Origin of the sequence: Pararhodonellum marinum (genome assembly GCF_015354735.1) — a bacterium.
Lineage (GTDB): Bacteria > Bacteroidota > Bacteroidia > Cytophagales > Cyclobacteriaceae > Pararhodonellum > Pararhodonellum marinum.
Genome location: NZ_JACEFJ010000003.1, coordinates 482,918 through 506,609 on the forward strand (window position 1 = coordinate 482,918; position 23,692 = coordinate 506,609).

The window sequence follows — 23,692 nt, forward strand, 5'->3', positions numbered from 1 at the left end:
AATTGTGGATTTAAACTTAAAAGATAAAGTATTTCTCATAAGTGGTGGTGCCAAAGGCATAGGCGAAGCCATAACGATGACCATTGCAGCCGAAGGTGGTATTCCAGTCATCATTGATCCATCTGAGACTGAAGGAGCTAACTTATTGAAAAAATTAGAAGCATCTGGAGGAACTGCTCTTCATATTTGCAAGAGATTGACTGATTCAAATACCTGTAAATCAGTAATTAATGAATCACTTTCAATTTTTGACCGAATCGATGGGGTGGTGAACAATGCTGGGGTGAATGACGGGGTTGGACTAGAAGATGGCTCTCCCGAAGCCTTTTCCCAATCCATACAAAAAAATCTGAATCACTACTATGATTTGACCCACTTTGCTTTGCCCCATCTTATCAAATCCAAAGGCAGCATTGTAAACATTAGCAGTAAGACTGCCCTGACCGGTCAGGGAAGCACTTCCGGCTATGCTGCAGCGAAAGGAGCCCAATTGGCCTTGACCCGGGAATGGGCTGTGGAGCTACTGAAATATGGCATCCGGGTAAATGCAGTTATTCCGGCTGAAGTATTTACCCCCTTGTACCAAAAGTGGATCAATACCTATGATAACCCTGAGTCCAAGTTAAAAGAAATCGAATCCAGAATTCCTTTGGGAAACAGGATGACAACAGCACAGGAAATTGCGGACATGGTAGTTTTTTTACTCTCAGCGCGTGCTACTCATATTACAGGTCAGCATTTGTTTGTGGATGGTGGATACACACATCTGGACAGGGCTTTAAACACTTTAAACCCATGAACCATAAACCATTGGTTCCCAGATCCTTGTTATTGCCTTTTGTCCTCATTACCGCTTTGTTTGCCCTGTGGGGTTTTGCCAATGATATCACCAATCCCATGGTGGCAGCATTCAAAAGGGTGCTGGAATTAAATAACTTTCAGGCCTCCTTGGTACAGATGGCTTTTTACGGTGGTTACTTTACCATGGCCCTGCCTGCGGCATTTTTTGTTAAGAAATACAGCTACAAATCAGGGGTTATGCTTGGATTGTGCCTCTATGCTTTCGGGGCCCTTCTCTTCTACCCTGCTGCTGCCTGGGAAAATTTCGCTTTTTTTCTCGCAGCTTTGTATATTCTAACTTTCGGACTGGCATTTTTGGAGACCACTGCCAATCCCTACATCCTGTCTATGGGGCCACCTGAAACGGCCACACGAAGATTGAACCTCGCCCAGGCATTCAATCCCATGGGGGCTTTAGCCGGCTTGTTTGTTGCAAAAGAATTTATTCTCAACAGGCTTCAGTCCAATAACCTTGATGATCAAGGCAATCTGATTTTTGAACAATTGGATGAAGGTGCAAAGGCTGTAATTAGAACCGGGGATCTGATGGTGATCCGAAATCCTTATGTAGGGCTGGGTTTGGTGGTCATTATCATGCTTGTTTTGATAGCAGTGGTTAAGATGCCTGAAAATCAGAACAAAGGGGCATCTCTTGACATCAAAAAATCCTTCGATAGATTGTGGGGAAACAAGCATTTTGTTGAGGGTGTGTTTGCGCAGATGTTTTATGTGGGGGCACAAATCATGTGTTGGACTTACATTTACCAATATGCCGAGGTATTGGGTATTGACAATGCTACGGCTGTAAATTTCGGCTACACTGCTTTGGTACTTTTTTTGGCAGGAAGATGGATTTGCACTTACTTTCTGAGGTTTTGGTCACCCGGCTTTTTGTTAATGGTGTTTTCCCTAATGGCTATCCTGATGAGCTTAGGAACCATTTTCATTCAAGGTATGGGTGGATTGTACTGCTTGGTAGGCATATCTTTTTTTATGTCATTGATGTTCCCTACCATTTACGGTATTGCTCTTGAAGGGCTCGGGGATGACGCCAAATTCGGCGCTGCTTTTCTGGTGATGGCCATTGTAGGAGGTGCCATCATGCCTACTTTGCAAGGCATGATTTTGGATATCGGAGGGACAGCTTATGATGATGTCAGGATTCTGGGAGTGCCTGAAGTGAATTTTTCATTTGTTCTTCCCTTGGTCTGTTTCATTTTCGTAGCTCTTTTTAGCTACAGGGTTTTATTCATTCACCAAAGAGGCAATTATGAAAACTAACCGATATTGTTTGACCTTAGATCTGAAAAATGATCCCTTGGCCATATCAGCTTATGAACAATACCATGAAAAAGTTTGGCCAGAGATTCTGCAAAGCATCGAAGCCGCTGGAATCACTTCGATGCACATTTATCGTTGGGAAACAAGGTTGTTTATGATTATGGAAACTTTGCCGGAATTCAGTTTTGAAAAGAAAGCAAAACTGGATGCCTCAAATGCCAAAGTTCAGGAATGGGAAAAGTTGTTGTGGCAATACCAAAAGTCACTACCTGGAAGTAAGCCGGGAGAAAAATGGCAATTGATGAAACATATTTTTGAATATGAAACCTGATGCTTTTGATTCAAAGCTTCCCAACCTTGTTTGAAAAATAATCCCCATCTTTTGGGATTATATCCTTGCCTGATAGGTATAGAGTTGGTAATACCTACCTTTGGTTTGAATCAGCTCCTCATGAGTACCCCTTTCCACTATCCTACCCTGTTCGATCACCAAAATCTGGTCTGCCAAGCGGATGGTACTCAGCCTGTGGGCAATCACAAAAGTGGTCCTACCCTGCATAAGTTGCTTTAAACTAGCCTGTATAAATGACTCACTTTCAGTATCTAAATTTGAGGTGGCTTCATCTAGTATCAGTATTCTGGGATTGGCCAATATGGCTCTTGCTATGGCAATTCTTTGCCGCTGCCCTCCCGAAAGCTTCACCCCTCTCTCTCCTATCAGGGTGTCGAGACCATCTTCGAAGCGATCGGTAAATTCCTGAACATGGGCAGCGTAAACTGCCTCCTTCAATTGATCGGCTGTGGCATCAGGTCGTGGGAATAGAATGTTTTCCCTGATGGTGCCTTCAAAAAGAAAGTCATCTTGAAGCACTACTCCTAACTGACTCCTGTAACTTTTCAGAGAAACCTTGCTCAGGTCCACCCCGTCCATGGTGATGATGCCGGAATCAGGATTGAGAAAAGAAGCCGCCAAACCTGCTATTGTGGTTTTGCCGGATCCCGAGGTGCCGACCAAAGCGGTAACAGAACCTGCAGGCGCATTGAAGCTGATGCTTTTGACCACCTCTTTACCTTCCTCATAGGCAAAGGATACATCATCAAACACCACATTTCCCACGATGCTAGGCAATTGAATGTTACGGATACTTCCATCATCTTCCAGTGGCGTATTCATGATTTCTTCCGTACGGTCAAGACCAGCAAACGCCTCGGTCAATTGACTGCCTATATTGCTCATCTGTACGATAGGTGCAATCATAAAACCTAAGTATAAGGTGAAAGCCAAAAAATCTCCAAAGGTCAGGTCCCCTTCCATGATCATGTATCCACCTATGCCCATGATCCCAGCCGAGGCCAAACCCAAAAGCAAAGTAGCAGAACTGGTTACCAAACTGGTAGTTGTGAGGCTGGTTTTTACATTTTGAAACAAACGCTCCACACCAGATTCAAAAACCGCGATTTCCTGTTCTTCGGCATTGAATCCCTTGATGACCCTCACCCCGCCCAAAGTTTCAGTCAACCTACCGGTTACCTCCGCATTGATTTTTCCTCTCTCCCTGAATATCGGCCGGATCTTTCCAAACGCCTTCATGGAAATCAGGCCGAAAATAATCACCGGAACCAAAACATAAAGGGTCATCAATGGGCTGATATAAATCAAAAGTCCCAAGGAAATGATGGAAGTCAAAACCCCTCCTATCATCTGGGCGAAACCGGTACCTACCAAGTTTCTTACCCCTTCCACATCTGTCATGATTCTGGATACCAACTCTCCAGTTTTGGTATTGTCGAAAAAACGGATCGGTAGTTGGAGAATGTGTTTTTGAACTTTAGCTCTCAGTTGCGAGATGAGGTGCTGGGCTTCCACGCTGAGAATTTGCGTTAAGGCATAGGAAGTGGTAGCTTGGATTATAATAGCGGCCACTACCCCACCGATCAGCCATTTCAACATCTGAAGGTCATTGCTGGGGATGACATTATCAAACAACAGTTTGCTGGCCCCCGGTAATACCAATCCAGCCAATCGGCTGATGATGATCAGGAACAAACCCAAAAACAACTGTTTTTTTCTTGGCCAGATGATGGTCTTGAAAACGTGGGCAATGGTAACCTTTTCAGCTGATTTGTTTTTGGACATAAGTAAGAGTGGGGAAAAATATGCCGAATTAACCATGGCTTTCCAAATAAAGTTCAGGTCTAATCACTTTCTGATGATATAAAGGGTGACCTGACTTTTACAATGAGTCAATATTTTTTATCTTCGGCGATGATAATCGTTGTAATGGGTGTATCCGGTAGCGGAAAGACTACCATCGGCAAATTGCTTGCAGCCAAGCTTTCTCTGCCTTTTTTTGATGCGGATGATTTCCATCCTGATTTCAATGTAAAAAAAATGGCATCAGGCATTCCTTTGGACGATTTGGATCGGCAGCCCTGGCTTGAAAAACTGGCCCAACATATCATTGATTGGGAGCAGCATAAAGGTGCAGTCTTGGCATGTTCAGCATTGAAAGAAAAATACAGACAAATACTGGGGTCTAATAAAAAAATCAATTGGATTTATCTCGATGGAAACAAAGATCTGATCGGCAACAGGATGCAAGCAAGGCTTGGCCACTACATGAAGGCAGGGCTATTGGATTCCCAGTTTGAAGCTTTGGAAATCCCCTCTTATGGCATACATGCACCTATTGAAAGAGACCCCCAATCCATCATTCAACATATTTTACAAGCCTTGAACATACACCAAAACCTTTCAGAAATCGGCATCCTCGGTATGGGTGTGATGGGGAAAAGTCTGGCACTGAATTGTGCGGAAAAGGGAATAAAAACCGCCATCTACAACCGGCATGTTCCAGGCAAGGAAGAGAAGATTGCACAAAATGTGGTAAAAGATAACCCGCAGATGCGCCATTTGATCCCTTTTGATGAGCTACAGGTTTTTCTCCATAACCTTGAAGTCCCCAGAAAGATACTTTTGATGATCCCCGCCGGTGAGGCTGTTGATCAACAAATACAACAATTGATTCCTTTTTTGGAGGATGGAGACGTGATCATTGATGGAGGAAATTCACATTATGAAGATTCATCCAGAAGAGCAGCTTTCCTAGAAAAAAACGGACTGAGATTTGTCGCTATGGGTGTATCGGGAGGTGAGGAAGGTGCCCGAAAGGGTCCGTCTATGATGCCCGGCGGAGACCGTGAGGCAGTCAAAGGCTTACTGCCTATTTTTGAAAAAATTGCAGCCAAGAACACCAACGGAGAACCTTGTGTGGCATACATAGGACCGGAGGGTTCTGGGCATTTTGTTAAAATGGTGCACAACAGCATTGAGTATGGTGAAATGCAACTTTTGGCAGAAGTTTATGGATTGATGCGATATTACTTTGCCATGCACCCTCCTCAGATTGCTGAAATTCTGGAGCAATGGCTTAATCAGGGAGAATCGAGTTACCTGCTGGAAATCACCATTGACATTATGAGGACCAAAGAAGGGCAGGAATATTTATTGGATAAAATTCTGGATCAGGCGGCACAAAAAGGAACCGGCGGCTGGTCGGTTGAAGCAGCCCTGAAACATGCCGTACCCTACGGGCCCTTAGTGGAAGCGGTAATGGCACGCATCATATCTTCGCAAAAATCAAACAGGCTTGCCCTTTCCAACCTGTATGGAATCCAAAAACCCAAGGGCGACTTTGATTATTCGGAATTGTTGGAAGACCTTAAAAATGCTTACCGGACAGTAAGGATTCTGAATCATGAAATCGGCTTTTCCCTCATAAAACAAGCCTCAGATGACCATAAATGGTCACTAGATTTAGCGAAAATTGCCGGGATTTGGACGAATGGTTGTATCATACGCTCTGATTTGATGATGAAGTTATCCACATTATTGGATGAAAATAGTTACATTTTGGAAATGGATGACTATGTCAGCTTACTCAGGTCTGACCACAAAAGTCTTGGCAAGGTGATTTCAGCTTCCATAAATGCAGGGGTGGCCATACCAGTGATGTCTGCTGCATTTCAGTATTTTTTGGGCAGGGTCACAGCAAGTTCTTCTGCCAATCTCATTCAGGCCCAAAGAGATTATTTTGGTGCCCATACGTATCAGAGAGTCGATAAAGGTCCAGACGAATACTTTCATACCGAATGGAAAAAATCAGGAGATTGATTTGCCGAAAATTTCATGGAATATTTAAACAGCACCTTCAATTGGCTGGCTTTAGATTTTCATAATCCAACTCAATGTGGTTTCTTTGTACATCGATTGAATTGACCCGCCAAGCCCTTAATCATGAAAATAATTGCCATCGGCAGAAACTATGCCGAGCACATTCAGGAACTCAACAATGAAAGGCCCTCGTCCCCCGTTGTGTTCTTAAAACCCGACACAGCCTTATTAAAAAACAACCAGCCTTTTTATCATCCTGACTTTTCAGAAAATATCCACCATGAGGTTGAATTGGTCCTTAAGGTGTGCAAAGAAGGAAAGTACATACAAAAAGAATTTGCCCATCGGTATTTTGATCAGATCGGTATCGGCATTGATTTTACAGCAAGGGACCTCCAACAACAGTGTAAAGAAAAAGGCATGCCTTGGGAGATTGCCAAAGCGTTCAATGGTTCTGCGCCTGTTGGGAAATTCCTGCCCCTCGATGAATTTGAAAACCTCAAAAACATCAATTTCCATCTGCAGGTAAACGGCAAAGTTCGACAAAAAGGGAATACCAACATGATGCTATTTGATTTTGAGACCATTTTAGCGTACGTCAGTCGCTTTTTTACCTTAAAAAAAGGAGACCTTATTTTTACTGGAACGCCTGCAGGAGTAGCCAAAGTCAATTTGGGTGACCGGTTGGAGGCATTTGTAGAAAACAGAAAACTGCTCGACTTTGAAATTAAATAAGGCTGCACTGATTTTGTTGATCGGTGTAGTTGTTGTAGGATTTGCACCCATCGAAAAAGGCTACTACCAATTCCCCATCCGCTCCGGAATGGTCAATTATCTGTCAGGAAATATGGCGGAAATCAGACCCAACCATTTCCATAGCGGGATTGACATCAAAACCGAGGGCAGACAGGGATTACCGGTGTATGCTGCGGCTGATGGCTATGTAAGCCGGATGAAAATCTCCTCTTTTGGCTATGGCAACATCATTTACCTGAGACATCCAAATGGGCAATACACTGTCTATGCCCATCTCAAAGACTTTGTTCCTGAAATAGGGCAAATCATGAAAGAAAAAATGTATGAACTGCAGCTGAATGAATTTGAGTATTTCCCGGAAGCCGGAAGCATTCCTGTCAAAAAAGGAGATGTCATTGCCTATTCCGGAAATACGGGAAGTTCTGCGGGTCCTCATTTGCATTTCGAAATCAGGGATAGCCTCGATAGAGCATTGGACCCTATGAAATTTGGGTTTGACGAAATCAAAGACGACATCCCACCTAGAGCGGTCAGGATTGCTTTGAAGCCTTTGGATATAGACAGCCGAGTTGAGGGATTGTTCCAGAGAAAAACCTACCCAGTGTACCTTGAGGGGAATAAATATGTAGTGAGAGAAAATATCCGGGTGAGTGGTAACATAGGTGTTGAGGTATATGCCTATGATCAATTAAATGATGCGCACAACAGGAACGGCTTTCCGATATTCAAGCTTTCGGTGGACAAAAAGCCGATATTTCATTTGGATGTCGATAAAATTGATTTCAATACGGGCAGGTTCCTCCTGATGCACACGCACCGAAACACATTTACCAAACTATATAAGGAAAATCAAAACCTGATGGATTTTTACCATCCGGACAGCACACTGAGCGGTTCCATTCGCCTTCTTCCTGAAGAAAAAAAAGAAATTGAAATCCTAATGCAGGATGTGTCCGGCAATTCTAGTAAAATTGAATTTCTCCTGCAAGGTGAACCGATAGAATTCGAATTGCGAAGGAACAACAGCACTTCAAGTGGAGCAACTTTGGATTATGATAAAAACCACTTGATCATCAATGGGATCCGAAACGGTCAGGAAAACCTGGCAAAGGTACATGTAGGCGGGTTGGTCTTGGAGATTCCACCGGTTTACCAAGGGACCAACAAAAGAACTTATCTCTGGGACATGGAATTAGGCCTTCCGGATTCCGTGGACATTTGTACAGAGACCGTTTTCCCACCAATAGTTGCAAAAATTCCGGCCAGAGAATCCTTCTTTTTCTCTGATGGAAATATCGAAATTCATTTTAGAGACCAAACCCTGCTGGCAGACACATTCATTCGGGTAGAATCTACCGAACACCGTGGTTATCCAGGGGTGACGATCAACGATGAATTCGAGTACCTTTGGCAAAACATGGAAGTTGAAATGAATTTGCCCGGTTTTCAGGAGGAAAAAAATCAACTCCACGTTTATCAGTTGCATGCCCCGAACCGAAAAAATTTCGTTGGTGGAGAGTGGAACTCGGATAAAATCAGTTTCAAGACCAGAAATTTTGGTACTTTTGTTTTAGCTCGGGACAACAATCCACCAACCATAAGGCCCGTTCGGATCAACTCCAGGGAAATGATGTTCAACATACAGGATGATCTTTCGGGGATAGATCTATTCGAACTCAAAGTCAATGGAGAATGGATTCAACTTCGCTATGAGTACAAATCCAATTTAATATGGACGGATAAACTGAGAAATGAACCTTTCAAGGGCGATATTGAGCTGAAAGTAAGGGACAAGGCAGGAAATGAAAGGATTTTTAATTCCAAAATCTGAACGAATGAACTTAACCACAAAACAAATATCAAAATGTCAGTAGAAGTAGGAAAAAAAGCCCCTGATTTTGAGGCCAAAGACCAAGATGGAAACCTCGTAAAACTTTCCGATTTTAAAGGAAAAAAAGTCGTCATTTATTTTTATCCCAAAGACAATACACCGGGATGTACAGCGCAAGCCTGTAACCTGAGGGACAACTATGAAGCACTTCAAAAATCAGGTTATGAGATCCTTGGGGTGAGCAGTGATTCGGAAAAATCACACCAAAAATTCATCGAAAAGCAATCTCTGCCGTTTTCCTTGATTTCGGATGAGGATTTGAAGGTGCATGAAGCGTACGGCACATGGGTAGAGAAATCCATGTACGGCAGAAAATACATGGGGACTGCAAGAACCACCTTCGTCATTGATGAATCAGGTATCATTACGGAAATCATCGATAAAGTAAAAACCAAAGACCACACCAATCAAATACTCAAATAAAACTCTCCACAATGGAAAAAAAATCAATTGACCAGTTAAAAGAAATTTGCTCACAGGTAAGAAGAGATATTCTTAGGATGGTCCATGGGGTTCAATCAGGACATCCCGGGGCTTCTCTTGGCTGCACTGAATTCTTCGTAGCGCTTTATTTTAAACAGATGGAACACAATCCTGACTTTAAGATGGAGGGTAAAGGTGAAGACCTCTTTTTTCTATCCAATGGCCATATTTCACCGGTTTGGTACAGTATTTTGGCCAGAAGCGGATACTTCGATCTGGAGGAACTGAAAACATTTCGTAAGATAAATTCAAGGCTACAAGGTCATCCCGCCACTGAAGAAAACCTTCCAGGCATCCGGGTTGCTTCCGGTTCTCTTGGACAAGGACTTTCTGTAGCCATAGGTGCAGCACAAGCCAAAAAAATAGATGGAGATGACAAAACCGTCTACGTCCTTATGGGAGACGGGGAACAGCAAGAAGGCCAAATATGGGAGGCAGCCATGTATGCTGCCCATCACAAAGTGGATAACCTGATTGCCACCATTGATTATAATGGACAACAGATAGACGGGCCTACCAAAAAAATCATGGACCTTATCAGTCTGAAGGCCAAATATGAAGCTTTCGGCTGGCAGGTGGTAGAAACCAAATCGGGTAATGACCTTGAAGCGGTGTTGGAAGGTTTAAAAGAAGCCAAGCGTCTATCCGGCAAGGGCAAACCTGTTCTTAATTTACTTTATACAGATATGGGATACGGAGTTGACTTTATGGTAGGTACCCACAAATGGCATGGTATTGCCCCCTCCGACGAACAGCTGGAAAATGGCTTGGCTCAATTGGAAGAAACCTTGGGTGATTTCTGAAAATTCTATAATCATTAAAGCTTTCAAAACGAACCTATAATGCTCACCTGACATTAGAAAAACCTTAACAAAAGATGGAAAAAACACTTGATTTAAAATACACCTATACAGAAAAAAAAGACACAAGATCCGGATTTGGAGATGGATTCTTGGAAGTTGGAAGGAAAAACCCCAATGTGGTTGGGCTCTGTGCCGACTTGATAGGTTCTCTTAAAATGGGGGCATTTCAAAATGAATTCCCGGAACGATTCTTTCAGACAGGAATTGCGGAAGCCAACATGATGGGCATCGCTGCAGGACTTTCCATCAATGGAAAAATACCTTACACCGGTACATTTGCCAATTTTTCCACAGGAAGGGTTTATGATCAGATCAGACAATCCATTGCCTATTCTGATAAAAACGTTAAAATCTGTGCATCCCACGCCGGATTGACTTTGGGAGAAGATGGGGCTACCCATCAAATTCTGGAGGATTTGGGTATGATGAAAATGTTGCCACACATGACGGTAATCAATCCTTGCGATTACAATCAGACCAAAGCGGCCACCATTGCCATCGCTGATTATGAAGGACCGGTATATTTAAGGTTCGGAAGACCAAGTTGGCCCATTTTTACCCCAGCTGACCAAAAATTCGAAATCGGAAAAGCCTGGAAAATGATTGATGGCAAGGATGTAACCATATTTGCTACGGGTCATTTGGTGTGGGAAGCGGTGGTGGCTGAAGCCATGCTCAGAGAAGAAGGCATTCACGCAGAAGTCATCAACATCCATACCATCAAACCTCTGGATGAAGAAGCCATTTTGGAATCTGTAGCCAAAACCGGTTGCTGTGTGTCTGCTGAAGAGCATCAGATGAATGGTGGCTTGGGAGACAGTATCGCCCAAACCTTGATCAGAAACCATCCTGCTCCTATGGAAATGGTCGCTGTAAACGATTCCTTCGGTGAGTCAGGGGTTCCAACTGACTTGTTGCAGAAATATGGATTGAATGCCGAAAATATTGTGAAATCTGTAAAAAAGGCCATCGCAAGAAAGTAAGCAATTGCTATTCATGTAAAAAATCTTCCTTTAGCATGCTAAGGGTAGATTTTTTTTTATTTTTAACAAACATCAAACCCTATCCCAAAAATCATGAACTTCCCCAAACCTATACCTTCCTGCTCAATCTTGCTATTGTTGATTTTAGTATTTACCCAGCAAAATGCCATTTCCCAAATTGAAGGCGGAAAAAGCATCATTGCCAAAAACGCGGAAGTGACCAAAATCAAAGATGGATTTAAATTTACTGAAGGGCCTGCAGTTAACCGTATCGGTGATGTCTTTTTCACCGACCAACCCAATGACAAAATTCACAAATGGTCCTCTCTCACAGGAGAAGTAACCACTTTTGTGGAAGAGGCTGGAAGAGCAAACGGAATGTATTTTGAATTGGGTGGTAACCTGATCGCATGTGTCGATATGGAGAACCAATTGTGGTCATTTGATGAAAAAGGAAATAAAACTGTTTTGATCGAAAATTTTAAAGGCAATCGCTTAAATGGCCCCAATGATCTTTGGATTTCTCCTTTGGGTGGTATTTACATTTCAGACCCACTGTACAAAAGAGCTTATTGGGATAGAGACCCCAACATGCAGGTAAGCGGAGAACACCTCTATTTTCTTAGCCCGGACAAAATCCAATTTTTCCCGGTTGATGAGAACCTGGTCAAGCCCAATGGTTTGGTGGGAACGCCTGACGGAAAAAAACTGTACGTAGCAGACATTGGGGACAAAAAAACCTATGTATATGACATTGAAGAGGATGGTTATTTATCCAACAGAAGACTGTTTGTAGAGATGGGTTCTGATGGCATGACCATTGATCACAAAGGCAATGTTTATCTTACTGGTGACGGTGTGACGGTTTTCAATTCCAAGGGTGATAAAATTGCCCATATCCCTACGGGCGCCAGTTGGACTTCCAATGTTTGTTTTGGCGGAGGCGATAGAAAAACTCTTTTTATCACCGCAAGTGATGCTGTATATAAACTGGATATGAAAGTCAGAGGGGTTTGGTAAACTTCCTGCCTGTAAGAGCAAATTAAAAGGCCATCAAGCAAAAATTGATGGCCTTTTTTTATTCTAAGTAAAATCAATTAATTATATAATAATGAGGTATTTATGATTTTTTGAAATACAGTAATTGGGGCAAAATTTTAGTCTTTCAGTATTTTGCGGGAACCCCCTCTCCTGGGAGCGTTTTCTGAATAAAATCCCTGATGTCGTCATTGGCATTTTTCAGATCCTCTGATCTGAGGTACATCATGTGCCCACTGCGATAACCTTTGAAAGAGAACCTGTCTTTCATTTTGCCACTGGGATCAATGTGCCACATGGTGTATTTGGCATCATAATAGGTGGTCGCCCCATCAAAGAAGCCACTCTGAATCATCGTATGCAAATAGGGATTCTGGGCCATCGCCTTTCGAAGGTTTTCTCCGGTATTGTCTCCACTCCTATCCCAAGGACTCACTGAGCCAAACATATTGTATTTAATATCTGTCTCGTACTTTAGCACATTTTTGATATAATGGTTGATGGCTGGAGTAAAGGAATGAAGCCATGAAGTCAGTTCTGCATTGAAATCCGGGCTGCTTCCGGCGTCATTTCTATCCAAACCCTTGTACCTGGAATCCAACCTACCAATGGTAAATCCATCTTCCCTGAGCAGCTCTTTCCAAAAGAAATTGTTTGGAACATCCAGGCCATATTGGGCTACTACCAACTCATTAAGTCCAGAGAACCTACTGAAGGATTTAATGGCTTCTTGTCTTTCTCCTTCAGTGGACCAAGCCCCTTTGGCCATAACTGGTAATAAAGTGTTTTGGGTGTATTGTTCAGACAGTTCCAATACCTCATCCAAATCTTTGGTCTGAAGGTCACTTGGGAGTTTTTGATGATACCATGCTGCAGCGGTAAAATAGGGCAATCGATTGGCCGCCCCGACCGGACCGTTTCTCTCGATGCCCAAACCTGTAGGTGAGACCAGGATTACCCCATTCAGATACATCCATTGGGCTTCTTGAAGTTCCAAAGCCAAACCTGAAACCCTCGTAGTGCCATAACTTTCTCCGATCAAATATTTGGGTGAGGGCCATCTATTGTATCTGGACACAAAAGTGTTGATCCATTCAGCCAGGTATTTAATGTCCTGATTGACCCCAAAAAACTGTTCTTTTTTGGCATCTGGATCCACGATTCTGGAATAGGCTGTATTGACTGGATTGACAAAGACAATGTCAGCCACATCCAAGATCGAATGGGGATTGTCTTTGACACCATAGGGCTGAATGGGATACCCTTCGTCATCAATCTTCAGTATTTTGGGACCTGTGTAGGCCAAATGCATCCACACTGACGCAGAACCAGGCCCCCCATTGAAAGAAATGACCAAGGGCCTTTTATCTCGGTCCGAAACATCATTTCGCTCATAATAGGTAAAATAAAGGGACGCGATGGGCTTGCCATCCTGATCCCAAACCGGCTGGGTCCCAGTAATGGCTGTGTAAGATACATTTCTGCCTTTTATACTTACCTGACCTTTGGTTTGCACCACAGATTCAACATCAAGTTTGCGTTCCTGACCTATCGCTAATCCGGAAAAAAACAAGCAGAAAACCAGAATTGGTACAAATATTTTCATATGAGATTTAATTAAAGGGATTGAACGTTAAAAATAAGAGAATTAGAGATTCAGCCACAACGATCAGCGTTTATTTTACACCAGTGGTTGAATTTAAAAGGGAGGTTTGATTCAGTTTAGAAAAAAACGATTGTTAAGATGATCATCCTATTATTCACCCTCTGCTTTGTAGGTATTTTTCATCGAATTTTGCGAAAGATTATGTAAAGAAAGGAAATTATGGGCTAGCCGGAAGATTTTCCCCGGAAAATCTCAAAAAAAAGGAGACCATACACCTCTTCAAATGGATAGATGGGACACATGCAATCAATCAACGTATTTATGGTAAAAGCATGCAGTCTGCAATAGGAAAAGAAAGTTCGCTGATTGCATTTTATTCAATAGACCCAATTTCCCAAATGCAATAACTGAAGCAAAGGACAAAAGTACCCTGTAAGGTTAAACCCAACAAGGATTTTGATTTGGGTTAAAGTTAAATTTAGCTTCAAGTCCAAAACTTAATCTAGATATTGAGTTATAAAGGTCAAATTCAAAGGGACTTAATGCTTTAATTTCCTTACTTTTCCTTAATTTTGAATGAACCAATTTTTAGAGCTGTGCCATACAAGGAAAAAGAAATCGAAAAGAAATATTACTCCATAGGGGAAGTGGCAGCTATGTTCAAGGTAGCTACCTCCCTTATTCGTTATTGGGAAGGCGAATTTGACATCATCAAGCCGAAAAAAGACAAGAAAGGCAACAGAAGATTTACCAAAGAGGACATAGAGAAAATCAGGTTGATCTATCACCTTGTCAAAGAAAAAGGTTACACCCTTCAGGGAGCACAGGAAATCATCAAAAAGGACATGCATCAGATCAATGACAAAGCCGGGATCATCGGCAAGTTGCATGAAATCAAAGGATTTTTAGAAGACCTCAGGAATAACATCAATGGATCAAACAATCAATGAAACTTTTTTGTATCGCTTGGCCCTTAGCCTGGGGCATAAAATAGGGCCTGGAGTTTACAAAAACATCATCAGCTACAGTGGTTCAGCAGAGGGTTTTTTCAAATTACCAGCCGGGAAAGCAGCCAAAATTCCAGGCATAGGGGAAAAACTATTGTCTATCCGTAAACAAAAAGACCAACTGCTTAGAGATGCCGAAAAGTTGGCTTTGGATTGCCAGAAAAAAGGCATTCACATTTTCAGCTACCTAGATCCCGGATATCCTGAAAGACTCAAACCCATAGAGGATGCACCTGTAATTCTTTATTCCAAAGGCAATGTAGATTTCAATGCATTCAGAACAATAGGAATCGTAGGGACCCGAAATGCCACTGAATACGGCAAAGCCATCACACAGAAAATAGTGGAAGACCTCCTGCCCTATCAGCCACTTGTCATCAGTGGTCTAGCTTACGGAATTGACATTGAAGCCCACAGGTCATCCCTTAAGCATCATATGTCCACGATTGGCGTTTTGGGTTCACCTTTAGATAAAATTTATCCTGCTGCCCATAAATCCACTTCAGAAAGCATGATGGAAAATGGGGGTATCGTGAGCGAATTCAGACTCGGAGCTGAAATGGTTCCTGGAAATTTCCCCCAAAGGAACCGCATCATTGCAGGACTATCCGATGCATTGATTGTGGTAGAAGCAGCTAAGAGAGGAGGTGCATTAATCACCGCAGAAATCGCTTATAGCTATAACAAAGAGGTACTTGCTGTTCCCGGAAACTTGCAATCCATTTACAGTGAAGGTTGCAACAACCTGATCAGATCCATGAAAGCGGCCATTTATACAGGTCCTAAAGATCTGGAGGACAGTCTTTCTTGGAGCAAAGACACAATTAATGCTCAGCAACCTCCCCAAAAAGTAAGGGACTATAGTACCTTGGATGAAGAAGAGGCAAAAATCATGGCATTGATGGAAGGCAATGAAGAATTGGATATCGACCGGATCAGTTGGCAGACCCAGATACCCATTTATCTGTTGGCCTCTAAATTATTGAATCTGGAATTTCAGGGATTCGTAAAATCCTTGCCGGGAAAAAGATATAAAGTAAGTTGAAGAATTATTGTGGTAATTGTTTAAAAATCAGTTCAGTAATTATTTTTCAAATAAACCCAAAGTACCTCCTACCCAATCTTTGTCTTTGTTGAATTTCACTCCGATCATTTCTCCTCTACTTAGGCGAACCAGGTTACCCATTAAAATGGGGTTATCCCTTCCATCCGGCCAAACGGCCAAAATGCGCACTTCGGCCTTCACTTTGCCGTCCGGAGCCTGAAGAACCGGTGAATAGTGAACCTTTTTCTGAAGGATATATAAGTCTTTTTCTCTTACAGCCTCGATGTCAGATTCTTTTACATGGTAAACCACTCCGCTCCCGGAAAAGGAAAAAAGAGGTTTGAGCACATAGTTTTCAAGGTCCTTGGGGATACTTTTCAGTTCACTCAATAAGGTCGTCTCTATAAAATAGGGCCCTTTCAGGTAAGGGAGAATGAATTTACTGATCCTGAAAAACCAATTTGGATGGCCAGCCCATTCCACCTCAAGTTCTTCTCTGAAATCAAACTGAAGGTTTAAATCTTTTCGAAGGTCAAGTTCATCAAAAATGACACGGTTATAAATCCTTTTGATGGGTATGCTTTGGCCGGTTTTATCCTTGTAAAATAGCTTTTTGCCTTCTTTAATCACCTCAGTAACACAGATTACCGGAATGCCCAGATCTCTTTGACAGTAGTAAAAATCTATTTTGGTATTTTGCTTTTCGGGTTCGATTTCCAACAATATGACGTTTTCTTCAGGATGACCGTTGCAGATGGTATCCCTCAGTATGGGTAAGTAATTGCTTTGATCGATCCCATCAAAATAGGGAGTCAATTCCGATAAAAATGGGTATTGGTTTTTGAATTTTTCAAAAAGGTTATATTGAAAATTAAAAATGGAGGGAAAACCCTGCACTTCGATCAATTTGGGCAACAACTCCCCTTCTTCCTCACAAACGCCAAAATCCACAGCCAGGAAATTCGGATGTGGATTTTCATTGGGTACCCTGTTTCCAAAATCCAGGGATTTGTCAGTCAATTCCAGAAATCCAGGTGCCTTTACGAATTCGATCACCGCTTCGGTAGCCTGTACCAGTTTTTGTTTGAATTCCCGGTTGATAAAAAAAGGGCTTTCCGCCATCCTGAACGTAGGCAAATAATCAAAATCAGCGGTGACATCCTCCTGAAAAGCCTTATACTTTTCTATTGAAAAGGCCTCGTTGAACCGGTCTCTGTATTTTTTGATCATCTTAAAAAAACTTATAGACTTAACATGCTTTTGTTTTCTTTTACCTGTTTGAGGGCATTTTTGATGAAATTCGGAATCAGCGTTTCGTTGGTTTTAAAAATTTTATTTTCGTCTACCAGATCTTCCAGCATATTGCGGAATTTAGTTCTGCCTTTCAAGGCGATGATTTTATCTCTGGCTTCTTTCTTTTTGAGATGCATAACGAAACTTATCGGGTCTGCTTCCGGATGAAACTGTATACCGACAATGTAATCAGAAAATCGGACGCCCATGATGGCCCTTTCATATTCCACATGGGATCTTATTTTTTCAAGGGCCAAAATGGTAGCTCCCTTGTCTCTGAATTTCTTTAGACGAGGCTGTACTACTTGGTAATCACGGGAATCTACCGCATAAAAGGGATTATCCAGATTTTCAAACAACGGGTCTATGGTACCCTCCGGGGTTTTATGAATAGTCATAACCCCAAATGAGGTGGACTTTCTTTTGGTGATTTCAGCCAAACCAAAATGTTTGCAGGCCATCTGAAAGGAATGACAGATAAAGAGCATGTGTTTTTTTTGTTCACTTTCCTTGTTCCAGGCCCACAATTCATCCAAAAAAGCAAAATAGGCACGGTCCCAAAGACCATCTCCATCCAAAGGATTTCCCGGCCCTCCTGATGAAATAAACACGTCATAATTGGCTAAAGCAGGCAACTCAGATTTTCCTCTTACATCGTATACTTTGAAGTTAACCTCACTTCTAAATCTGTTGACTATGTCTATGATGCAGCGCATTCCCTGATTGGGTTCACCATCATACATATCCAAAATAGCCATTTTTATTGGACTTTCCATTCTTTTTACATTCTTCTAAAGGGTATTTCTAGCAAAACATTGATATGCTGAAATAAAATAACCGGAAATTGGGTTTGCTGAATTTGGGTGAATTTTACAAAACCACATTTAAAAGGTGTGCAAAATTACAACATTAACTCCAAACTAGCAGCAATTGGTTCAAAGGTCTTTGGTAAATTCACCGGTAATAAAATCCACTACCTTTTTCAATTCTCCGGATTCTTGAAATACAGCGAGCTGTTTATCCGCTCCGGTACCCTGCTCAAGGATGGTATGTACATAATTGATTTCCTCCCTGCTACCCAATTCATCCACTACATCATCTATGAATTCAAGGAGTTCCATGATCAGCGCTTTGGTGGGCACCTCTTTTTTTAGTCCGAAATCAATCATATTGTTTTCCAAGCCATATCTTGCTGCCCGCCATTTGTTTTCCTTGATCAGCGCAATTCTATAAATGTTGAAACTGGTATTTTGCATCAAAAGCTTATAGAGCTTGGCCACCACGGCCTGAATGAGTGCTACCAAACAAATGGTTTCATCCACTCCAAGGCTCATGTCACAGATCCTGAATTCAATGGTACTGAAAAAAGGATGCATCCTCAAGTCCCACCATATTTTTTTTGGATTGTCTATGCAATTGGTCTTTACGAGAATATCCAAAAAGTTGTCATAGGATTGCACCGAATCAAAATATTCCGGCAAACCCGTCCTAGGGAATTTGGCAAAAACCTTGGCTCTAAAGGCTTTGAATCCCGTATTCCGTCCTTCCCAAAATGGTGAATTGGTCGAAAGCGCATAAATATGAGGAAGGAAATAGCAGGCCTGATTCATCAGCTGAAGAGCGATTTCCCTGCTTTCTATGCCTACATGACAGTGCATCCCAAAAATGAGGTTGGACCTTGCGGTATCCTGAAGCTCATTGACAATGATGTGGTACCTTGGATCATCGGTGATGGCCTGCTCCTGCCATTTTGAAAAAGGGTGTGTTCCTGCTGCACCGACAATCAATCCTTGGGCATCTGCAAGTTCTGCAATCTTTTTTCTGAGAAAGACAATCTCATTTTTGGCATCTTTTACCGTTTTGCAGACGTTAGTACCCACTTCCACAACGGATTGGTGCATTTCAGCCTTCACCTGCTCCCTCAAAATGATCTTGGCTCCATCTACAATCTTGGACATATGAGACCGTAGTTCTCGAGTCTCCGGATCTATAATTTGATATTCTTCTTCTACACCTAAGGTGAATACGGGTAATTTCTTCATGGACGACGGTGGTTAATGTTTAAAATGAGCTGACGGAACCTGAGTTTAAAATCTTGGTGACTCATTCACGCCATCTTTCATAAAACTGCCCCAAGTGAGGTTCATCTTGCCGGGCTTTTGGGCTTTGGCATAGGCTATGGCCATTTTCGCCGCCTCTTCCACTACCCATTCGAAGTTGTCCTTCCCCACAGAATTGATATCCGCATCCGGTGCGGGATTGCCAAAGTCAATGGCAAAAGGTACTCCGTCCTTTACGGCGAATTCAACGGTGTTAAAATCATAGCCCAAACCTTTGCAAAGTCGGATGGTATAATCCTTGATGGTAGACAGTAGCTTTTTGGAGGTGGGCGGTCCATCCACCACATACCTTAAATGGTGTGGATTCCTGGGTTCATACGGCATGATCCTGACTGCTTTGCCACCCAAGCAATATACTCTGAAATATTCCTCAAAAACGATCTCTTCCTGCAACAACATCACCAACTGACCGGTTTCTCTGTGTTTTTCCCAAAACTCATGTTGGTTTTCCAGGCGGTACACATTTTTCCAGCCTCCCCCTGCATAGGGCTTCATGTAAGCAGGAAAGCCAATGTATTCGAAAATGCCTTCCCAATCCAAAGGCATTTTGAGGTTTCGGAACGATTTGCTTGTGGTGTCTGTAGGGTGTTCGGCAGAAGGAAGGATGACAGTATTTGGAAGCGGCACTCCCAATTCATCCGCCAAGGCATTGTTAAAAAACTTGTCATCCGCACTCCACCAGAAGGGATTGTTGATCACAGCACAGCCTGTAAGCGCTGCATTTTTTAAATAAGCCCTATAAAAAGGTACATCCTGAGAAATCCTGTCTATGATCACCGCATAATCAGTCGCCTTGTTCTGAATGACTTTGTCTATGCTCACTGCCTCTGCGGTGATTCCTTTCACATTTTTTTCATTGACCCTATCTATAAAAGCTTGGGGAAAGGTATCCTCCATGCCAAACAATATTCCTATCTTTTTCATGTTTAAAATTTTAGTTAGTCAAATTTGATTCTTGATAAATAATGGGGAAACATTTCCTTCCAAACCGGCCAATCATGGTTGCGGTCAGGCCTCACATCAAGCCAATGCGGAAGCCCCTTTTGGTTGAGGGAATGGTGCAGTTTGAGATTGGCATCAAAGCAAATGTCCCAATTGGAAGTTCCTAATATGATATCCATGTGCCATAAAGCTCCATCTGTCAGCCCCGGCAGGAACTCGAGCGGGCTGTTGTAATAAATGTCATCATGGTTATAACCATCCATAAAGTTACGAATTTCAAATGCACCACTCATGGAAAACATATGACTGACATAACCCGGATGCCTAAAAGCAAAGTTAGCCGCATGGTATCCTCCGAAACTGCAACCTGCCATGACCACTTTGCCGACTGCGGTCCTGAGCCTGATTCTTTCCACCACTTCATGGCATATCATTTTATCATAGGCCACATGGTTTTGAATCCGGTCATGGGGATGGATGTTTCGGTTATAGAAGCTTTGTGCATCATTGCTTTCCGGACAATAGATTTTGATCAAACCCTGATCAAGGTACCATTGTGCTGACCCGATCAAACCCATGTCTCTGTTTTCATGGAAGCTCCCCTTGGAGGTAGGAAAAAGCACCACCGGATAGCCTGCATGACCAAAAACAAGCATTTCCACGTCCCTATGCAGGTGCGGGGAATACCATTTTAAATATTCTTCTTTCATAGATTGTCGAGCTGTAAATATTAAAAATAACGGTATGGGCGTGGATTAACAAACATTATGAGGGCTGAATTAAAAATAAATTCACTGGATATGCCATAGCCTTCGATTGATTTCATCCGTAAATTTCATAAATCCTCTATAACAATCTGATTTTAAGATTTTTAAGAAAATACCAATCAAATAACCTTATCCAAAAATGAGGAGGTCATTGTGAAAAATCAGGTTTAAAGTAAAGCTTGAAGCCACTCAAATGGCTCAAAACAACCATGAGATTTAAACTTACATTGTATTTTCTCGTATCTTGGACAGCGATATAATGACGTTATTATTTCAAAATAACTCATCTGCTTCCCAATAATTAATTGAAACAAATCATCAAAAAATGAAAAACCCAACTGCGTGTTTGTGGCTTAGTATCACTGTCCTCTTGTTTCATACTGGGCTGTGCATGGCCCAAAAGGAAAAAATAGAAGAAATCATCGATGAAAAGGAAGCCATTTCACATTTTCGCTACCTCGCCTCAGACGAAATGATGGGTCGGGATCCAATTAGGCCTGAAATTGAATTGGCAGCAAGATATATTTCCGAACAGTTTTGGAAATATGGAGTCAAGGAGGTAGCTGGAGGTCAAGACTATTTTCAAATTGTTCCATTTAGAATGTCTGCACCACCTACCAAAGGGGAAATCAAATTAGGTGACAAGCAATTGCAACAAGGTGAAGACATGCTGGTATTGGATGGTTCCGGACTTGAAGGCACCCATGAATTGATTTTTGCAGGTTTTGGCTTAGAAGAGGATTACCAAAATCTTGACGTCAATGGAAAAATTGTGGTGGTAAAAGTCGGCGCTCCCAATAGGCTGACTCCAAATGATCTGTTCTCATTGGGTCGGGAGAAAACGCAATTAGCTAAATCCAAAGGCGCAAAGGGGATCATGGAAATGTACAATGTACCTACTGTACCTTGGAATCTTGCGGCCAATTTTCTTAACCGAACCCAGTTGACCATTGATCAAAACCCTGATGACACCAATCCCCTGACCTATATTTGGATCAAGGATTTGGACAACAAATTTGTCAATGCCATTGGGGAAGGCAGCATAAAAAATGCTGCTTTTGAAATCACAGGAAAAGTCAACAAAAAAATTCAGGGGAAGAATGTGGTGGGCTACATAGAAGGCACTGACCCAGTCTTGAAGCATGAGTATGTCATGCTGGGGGCTCATTATGACCATGTAGGCGTAGGTAGGCCCAATGCTGAAGGGGATTCCATTTACAATGGAGCAAGAGACAATGCAGTGGGAACGGTGGCTGTCATCAATGCCGCCAAATACTTCGCCCAAAACCCACCGAAAAGATCCATTTTGCTGTGTGCTTGGACGGCTGAGGAAAAAGGGCTTTTGGGCAGTGGCTATTTTGCTGAAAACCCGCTAATTCCCCTTGAACAGATCATTTATAACTTCAACATTGACAATGGCGGTTACAATGATACTTCCATCATCACGGTGATCGGATTGGGAAGAACTACTGCTGATGACCAAATCATCAAAGCAGTGGATGAGTTTGGGCTAAAAGCCATTTCGGACCCTGCGCCTGAACAAGGTCTGTATGATCGTTCGGATAATGTCAATTTTGCCAGAAAGGGCATCCCCGCTCCCAGCTTTAGTCTGGGTTTTACGGCCTTTGATGAAGAAATCACCCAACATTACCATCAGCCCTCTGATCAGGTGGATAATTTTGACCTGGATTATGCCATGCTGTATTGGAAGTCTTATTTGCTCTCGGTAGAAAACATCGCCAATCTGGAAGAGCGCCCAAAATGGGTAGCCGGAGATAAATATGAGGAGGCGGGGAAGGCTTTGTATGGGGAGTGAATGGAATTATGATTTACGAGTTACGAATTCGGAGCTTTGAGCTTAATTCTTGTTGTCTAGTTGTCGGGTTGTCGGGTTGTCTGTTTTCCAGTTTCTCTGCTTAACCGATTAACTACTTTCAGCTTTCGCCTTTGAGCTTATTCCTGTTCTCTAGTTGTCGGGTTTTCAGGTTGTCTGTTTTTCAGTTTATCTGTTTAACCGATTAACTGCTTTCAGCTTAATTCTTGTTGTCTAGTTGTCGGGTTGTCTGTTTTCCATTTTATCTGTTTAACCGATTAACTACTTTCAGCTTTGAGCTTAATTCTTGTTGTCTAGTTGTCGGGATGTCTGTTTTTCAGTTTATCTGATTATCTGTTTATCTATTTACTTACTCTGAGCTTTGAGCTTTGAGCTTTTTGCTTCGAGCTTTTCCTCCGATTTCCAGTTTATCTTTTTAACCGATTTTCTAATTTCAGCTTTTCACCGCACCTCCTCCCACCATGATCATTTTCACCCCGACCTTTTCAGAAAGAAAAATGAATTGGTCCACGTTGGATTTCCACTGATCATTTATTGCGGTTTGGAGATGATGTATTGGTTGATTTTATCTTTTTTCCTTGAGGTTGGGAATTGATTGACCTTCCTGCTGAGCTCCAAAAATGCCATAAATCGCTCTCCCGGACTCAGTTTTAAGAATTCTTCCCTTTGACGCTTTTTACTTTCCTCTTTGGTTTGAAAATGGATTTCCATAAGATCAATTTACTAAATAATTATGCTACACGGCAATTTTACTTAAAATTTGATGGCC

21 protein-coding genes are annotated in these 23,692 nt (G+C 42.2%); 13 read left to right on the top strand and 8 right to left on the bottom strand.

Annotated features, from left to right (window positions below):
• The first annotated feature begins 4 nt into the window (after positions 1 to 4).
• From H1A14_RS09110 to H1A14_RS09120, 3 genes are read left to right on the top strand one after another with little or no spacing between them, the layout of a single operon-like run.
• A complete protein-coding gene (locus H1A14_RS09110) occupies positions 5 to 799 on the top strand; it encodes an L-fucose dehydrogenase (RefSeq protein WP_194775921.1) in 795 nt (264 codons plus the stop codon).
• On the top strand, positions 796 to 2,121 hold the full coding sequence (gene fucP, locus H1A14_RS09115) for an L-fucose:H+ symporter permease (RefSeq protein WP_194775922.1): 1,326 nt from the start codon (positions 796 to 798) through the stop codon (positions 2,119 to 2,121). The genes H1A14_RS09110 and fucP overlap by 4 nt, the downstream gene beginning before the upstream one ends.
• Positions 2,111 to 2,452 carry an L-rhamnose mutarotase gene (locus H1A14_RS09120; RefSeq protein WP_194775923.1) on the top strand — a complete coding sequence of 114 codons (342 nt, stop codon included), beginning with the start codon at positions 2,111 to 2,113 and terminating at the stop codon, positions 2,450 to 2,452. The genes fucP and H1A14_RS09120 overlap by 11 nt, the downstream gene beginning before the upstream one ends.
• Positions 2,453 to 2,509: 57 nt before the next feature.
• On the opposite strand, the gene H1A14_RS09125 is transcribed toward H1A14_RS09120, so the two are convergent.
• Positions 2,510 to 4,258: an ABC transporter ATP-binding protein gene (locus H1A14_RS09125; RefSeq protein WP_194775924.1), complete on the bottom strand. Its 1,749-nt coding sequence runs from the start codon at positions 4,256 to 4,258 to the stop codon at positions 2,510 to 2,512.
• A 129-nt stretch (positions 4,259 to 4,387) separates the two neighbouring features.
• Between H1A14_RS09125 and gndA the strand changes: the two genes are divergently transcribed.
• The 7 genes from gndA (at position 4,388) to H1A14_RS09160 (ending at position 12,291) form a co-directional block, all read left to right on the top strand.
• On the top strand, positions 4,388 to 6,295 hold the full coding sequence (gene gndA / locus H1A14_RS09130; protein ID WP_194775925.1) for an NADP-dependent phosphogluconate dehydrogenase: 1,908 nt from the start codon (positions 4,388 to 4,390) through the stop codon (positions 6,293 to 6,295).
• Between the two features lie 123 nt (positions 6,296 to 6,418).
• On the top strand, positions 6,419 to 7,030 hold the full coding sequence (locus H1A14_RS09135) for a fumarylacetoacetate hydrolase family protein (protein WP_194775926.1): 612 nt from the start codon (positions 6,419 to 6,421) through the stop codon (positions 7,028 to 7,030).
• Entirely contained in the window at positions 7,017 to 8,882 is a 1,866-nt protein-coding gene (locus H1A14_RS09140) for a M23 family metallopeptidase (RefSeq protein ID WP_228527695.1), read from the top strand. Before H1A14_RS09135 ends, H1A14_RS09140 begins: the two co-directional genes overlap by 14 nt.
• Before the next feature lie 33 nt (positions 8,883 to 8,915).
• Positions 8,916 to 9,365, top strand: coding sequence for a thioredoxin-dependent thiol peroxidase (gene bcp / locus H1A14_RS09145; RefSeq protein WP_194775927.1), 450 nt, complete (start codon positions 8,916 to 8,918; stop codon positions 9,363 to 9,365).
• Between the two features lie 11 nt (positions 9,366 to 9,376).
• Complete coding sequence (locus tag H1A14_RS09150) at positions 9,377 to 10,228, top strand: transketolase (RefSeq protein WP_194775928.1); 852 nt, start codon at positions 9,377 to 9,379, stop codon at positions 10,226 to 10,228.
• A gap of 74 nt (positions 10,229 to 10,302) precedes the next feature.
• A complete protein-coding gene (locus H1A14_RS09155; RefSeq protein WP_194775929.1) occupies positions 10,303 to 11,271 on the top strand; it encodes a transketolase family protein in 969 nt (322 codons plus the stop codon).
• Positions 11,272 to 11,364: 93 nt separating this feature from the next.
• Positions 11,365 to 12,291 (top strand): SMP-30/gluconolactonase/LRE family protein, encoded by a 927-nt coding sequence (locus H1A14_RS09160; RefSeq protein ID WP_194775930.1) that lies wholly within the window; start codon positions 11,365 to 11,367, stop codon positions 12,289 to 12,291.
• Between the two features lie 145 nt (positions 12,292 to 12,436).
• On the opposite strand, the gene H1A14_RS09165 is transcribed toward H1A14_RS09160, so the two are convergent.
• Entirely contained in the window at positions 12,437 to 13,915 is a 1,479-nt protein-coding gene (locus H1A14_RS09165) for a S10 family peptidase (RefSeq protein ID WP_194775931.1), read from the bottom strand.
• Positions 13,916 to 14,511: 596 nt separating this feature from the next.
• Here H1A14_RS09165 and H1A14_RS09170 point away from each other — a divergent pair.
• Both H1A14_RS09170 and dprA read left to right on the top strand, forming a co-directional pair.
• Positions 14,512 to 14,865, top strand: coding sequence for a MerR family transcriptional regulator (locus tag H1A14_RS09170; RefSeq protein ID WP_194775976.1), 354 nt, complete (start codon positions 14,512 to 14,514; stop codon positions 14,863 to 14,865).
• Positions 14,846 to 15,967 (top strand): DNA-processing protein DprA, encoded by a 1,122-nt coding sequence (gene dprA / locus H1A14_RS09175; protein ID WP_194775932.1) that lies wholly within the window; start codon positions 14,846 to 14,848, stop codon positions 15,965 to 15,967. Before H1A14_RS09170 ends, dprA begins: the two co-directional genes overlap by 20 nt.
• 39 nt (positions 15,968 to 16,006) lie before the next feature.
• Here the strand turns inward: dprA and H1A14_RS09180 are convergent, their stop codons facing one another.
• The 5 genes from H1A14_RS09180 to H1A14_RS09200 all read right to left on the bottom strand — a co-directional run bounded on the left by H1A14_RS09180 (position 16,007) and on the right by H1A14_RS09200 (position 21,032).
• Positions 16,007 to 17,197 (bottom strand): hypothetical protein, encoded by a 1,191-nt coding sequence (locus H1A14_RS09180; protein WP_194775933.1) that lies wholly within the window; start codon positions 17,195 to 17,197, stop codon positions 16,007 to 16,009.
• 11 nt (positions 17,198 to 17,208) lie between these two features.
• Positions 17,209 to 18,036, bottom strand: a complete 828-nt coding sequence (locus H1A14_RS09185; protein WP_194775934.1) for a type 1 glutamine amidotransferase — start codon at positions 18,034 to 18,036, stop codon at positions 17,209 to 17,211.
• A 159-nt stretch (positions 18,037 to 18,195) separates the two neighbouring features.
• Positions 18,196 to 19,302, bottom strand: a complete 1,107-nt coding sequence (locus tag H1A14_RS09190; RefSeq protein ID WP_194775935.1) for a carboxylate-amine ligase — start codon at positions 19,300 to 19,302, stop codon at positions 18,196 to 18,198.
• Positions 19,303 to 19,347: 45 nt separating this feature from the next.
• A complete protein-coding gene (locus H1A14_RS09195) occupies positions 19,348 to 20,304 on the bottom strand; it encodes an ATP-grasp domain-containing protein (RefSeq protein ID WP_194775936.1) in 957 nt (318 codons plus the stop codon).
• Between the two features lie 14 nt (positions 20,305 to 20,318).
• Complete coding sequence (locus H1A14_RS09200; protein ID WP_194775937.1) at positions 20,319 to 21,032, bottom strand: esterase family protein; 714 nt, start codon at positions 21,030 to 21,032, stop codon at positions 20,319 to 20,321.
• Positions 21,033 to 21,414: 382 nt separating this feature from the next.
• Between H1A14_RS09200 and H1A14_RS09205 the strand changes: the two genes are divergently transcribed.
• Positions 21,415 to 22,905, top strand: a complete 1,491-nt coding sequence (locus H1A14_RS09205) for a M28 family peptidase (protein ID WP_194775938.1) — start codon at positions 21,415 to 21,417, stop codon at positions 22,903 to 22,905.
• 549 nt (positions 22,906 to 23,454) lie between these two features.
• Here H1A14_RS09205 and H1A14_RS09210 read toward each other — a convergent pair.
• Positions 23,455 to 23,634: a hypothetical protein gene (locus tag H1A14_RS09210; protein WP_194775939.1), complete on the bottom strand. Its 180-nt coding sequence runs from the start codon at positions 23,632 to 23,634 to the stop codon at positions 23,455 to 23,457.
• Positions 23,635 to 23,692 lie beyond the last annotated feature (58 nt).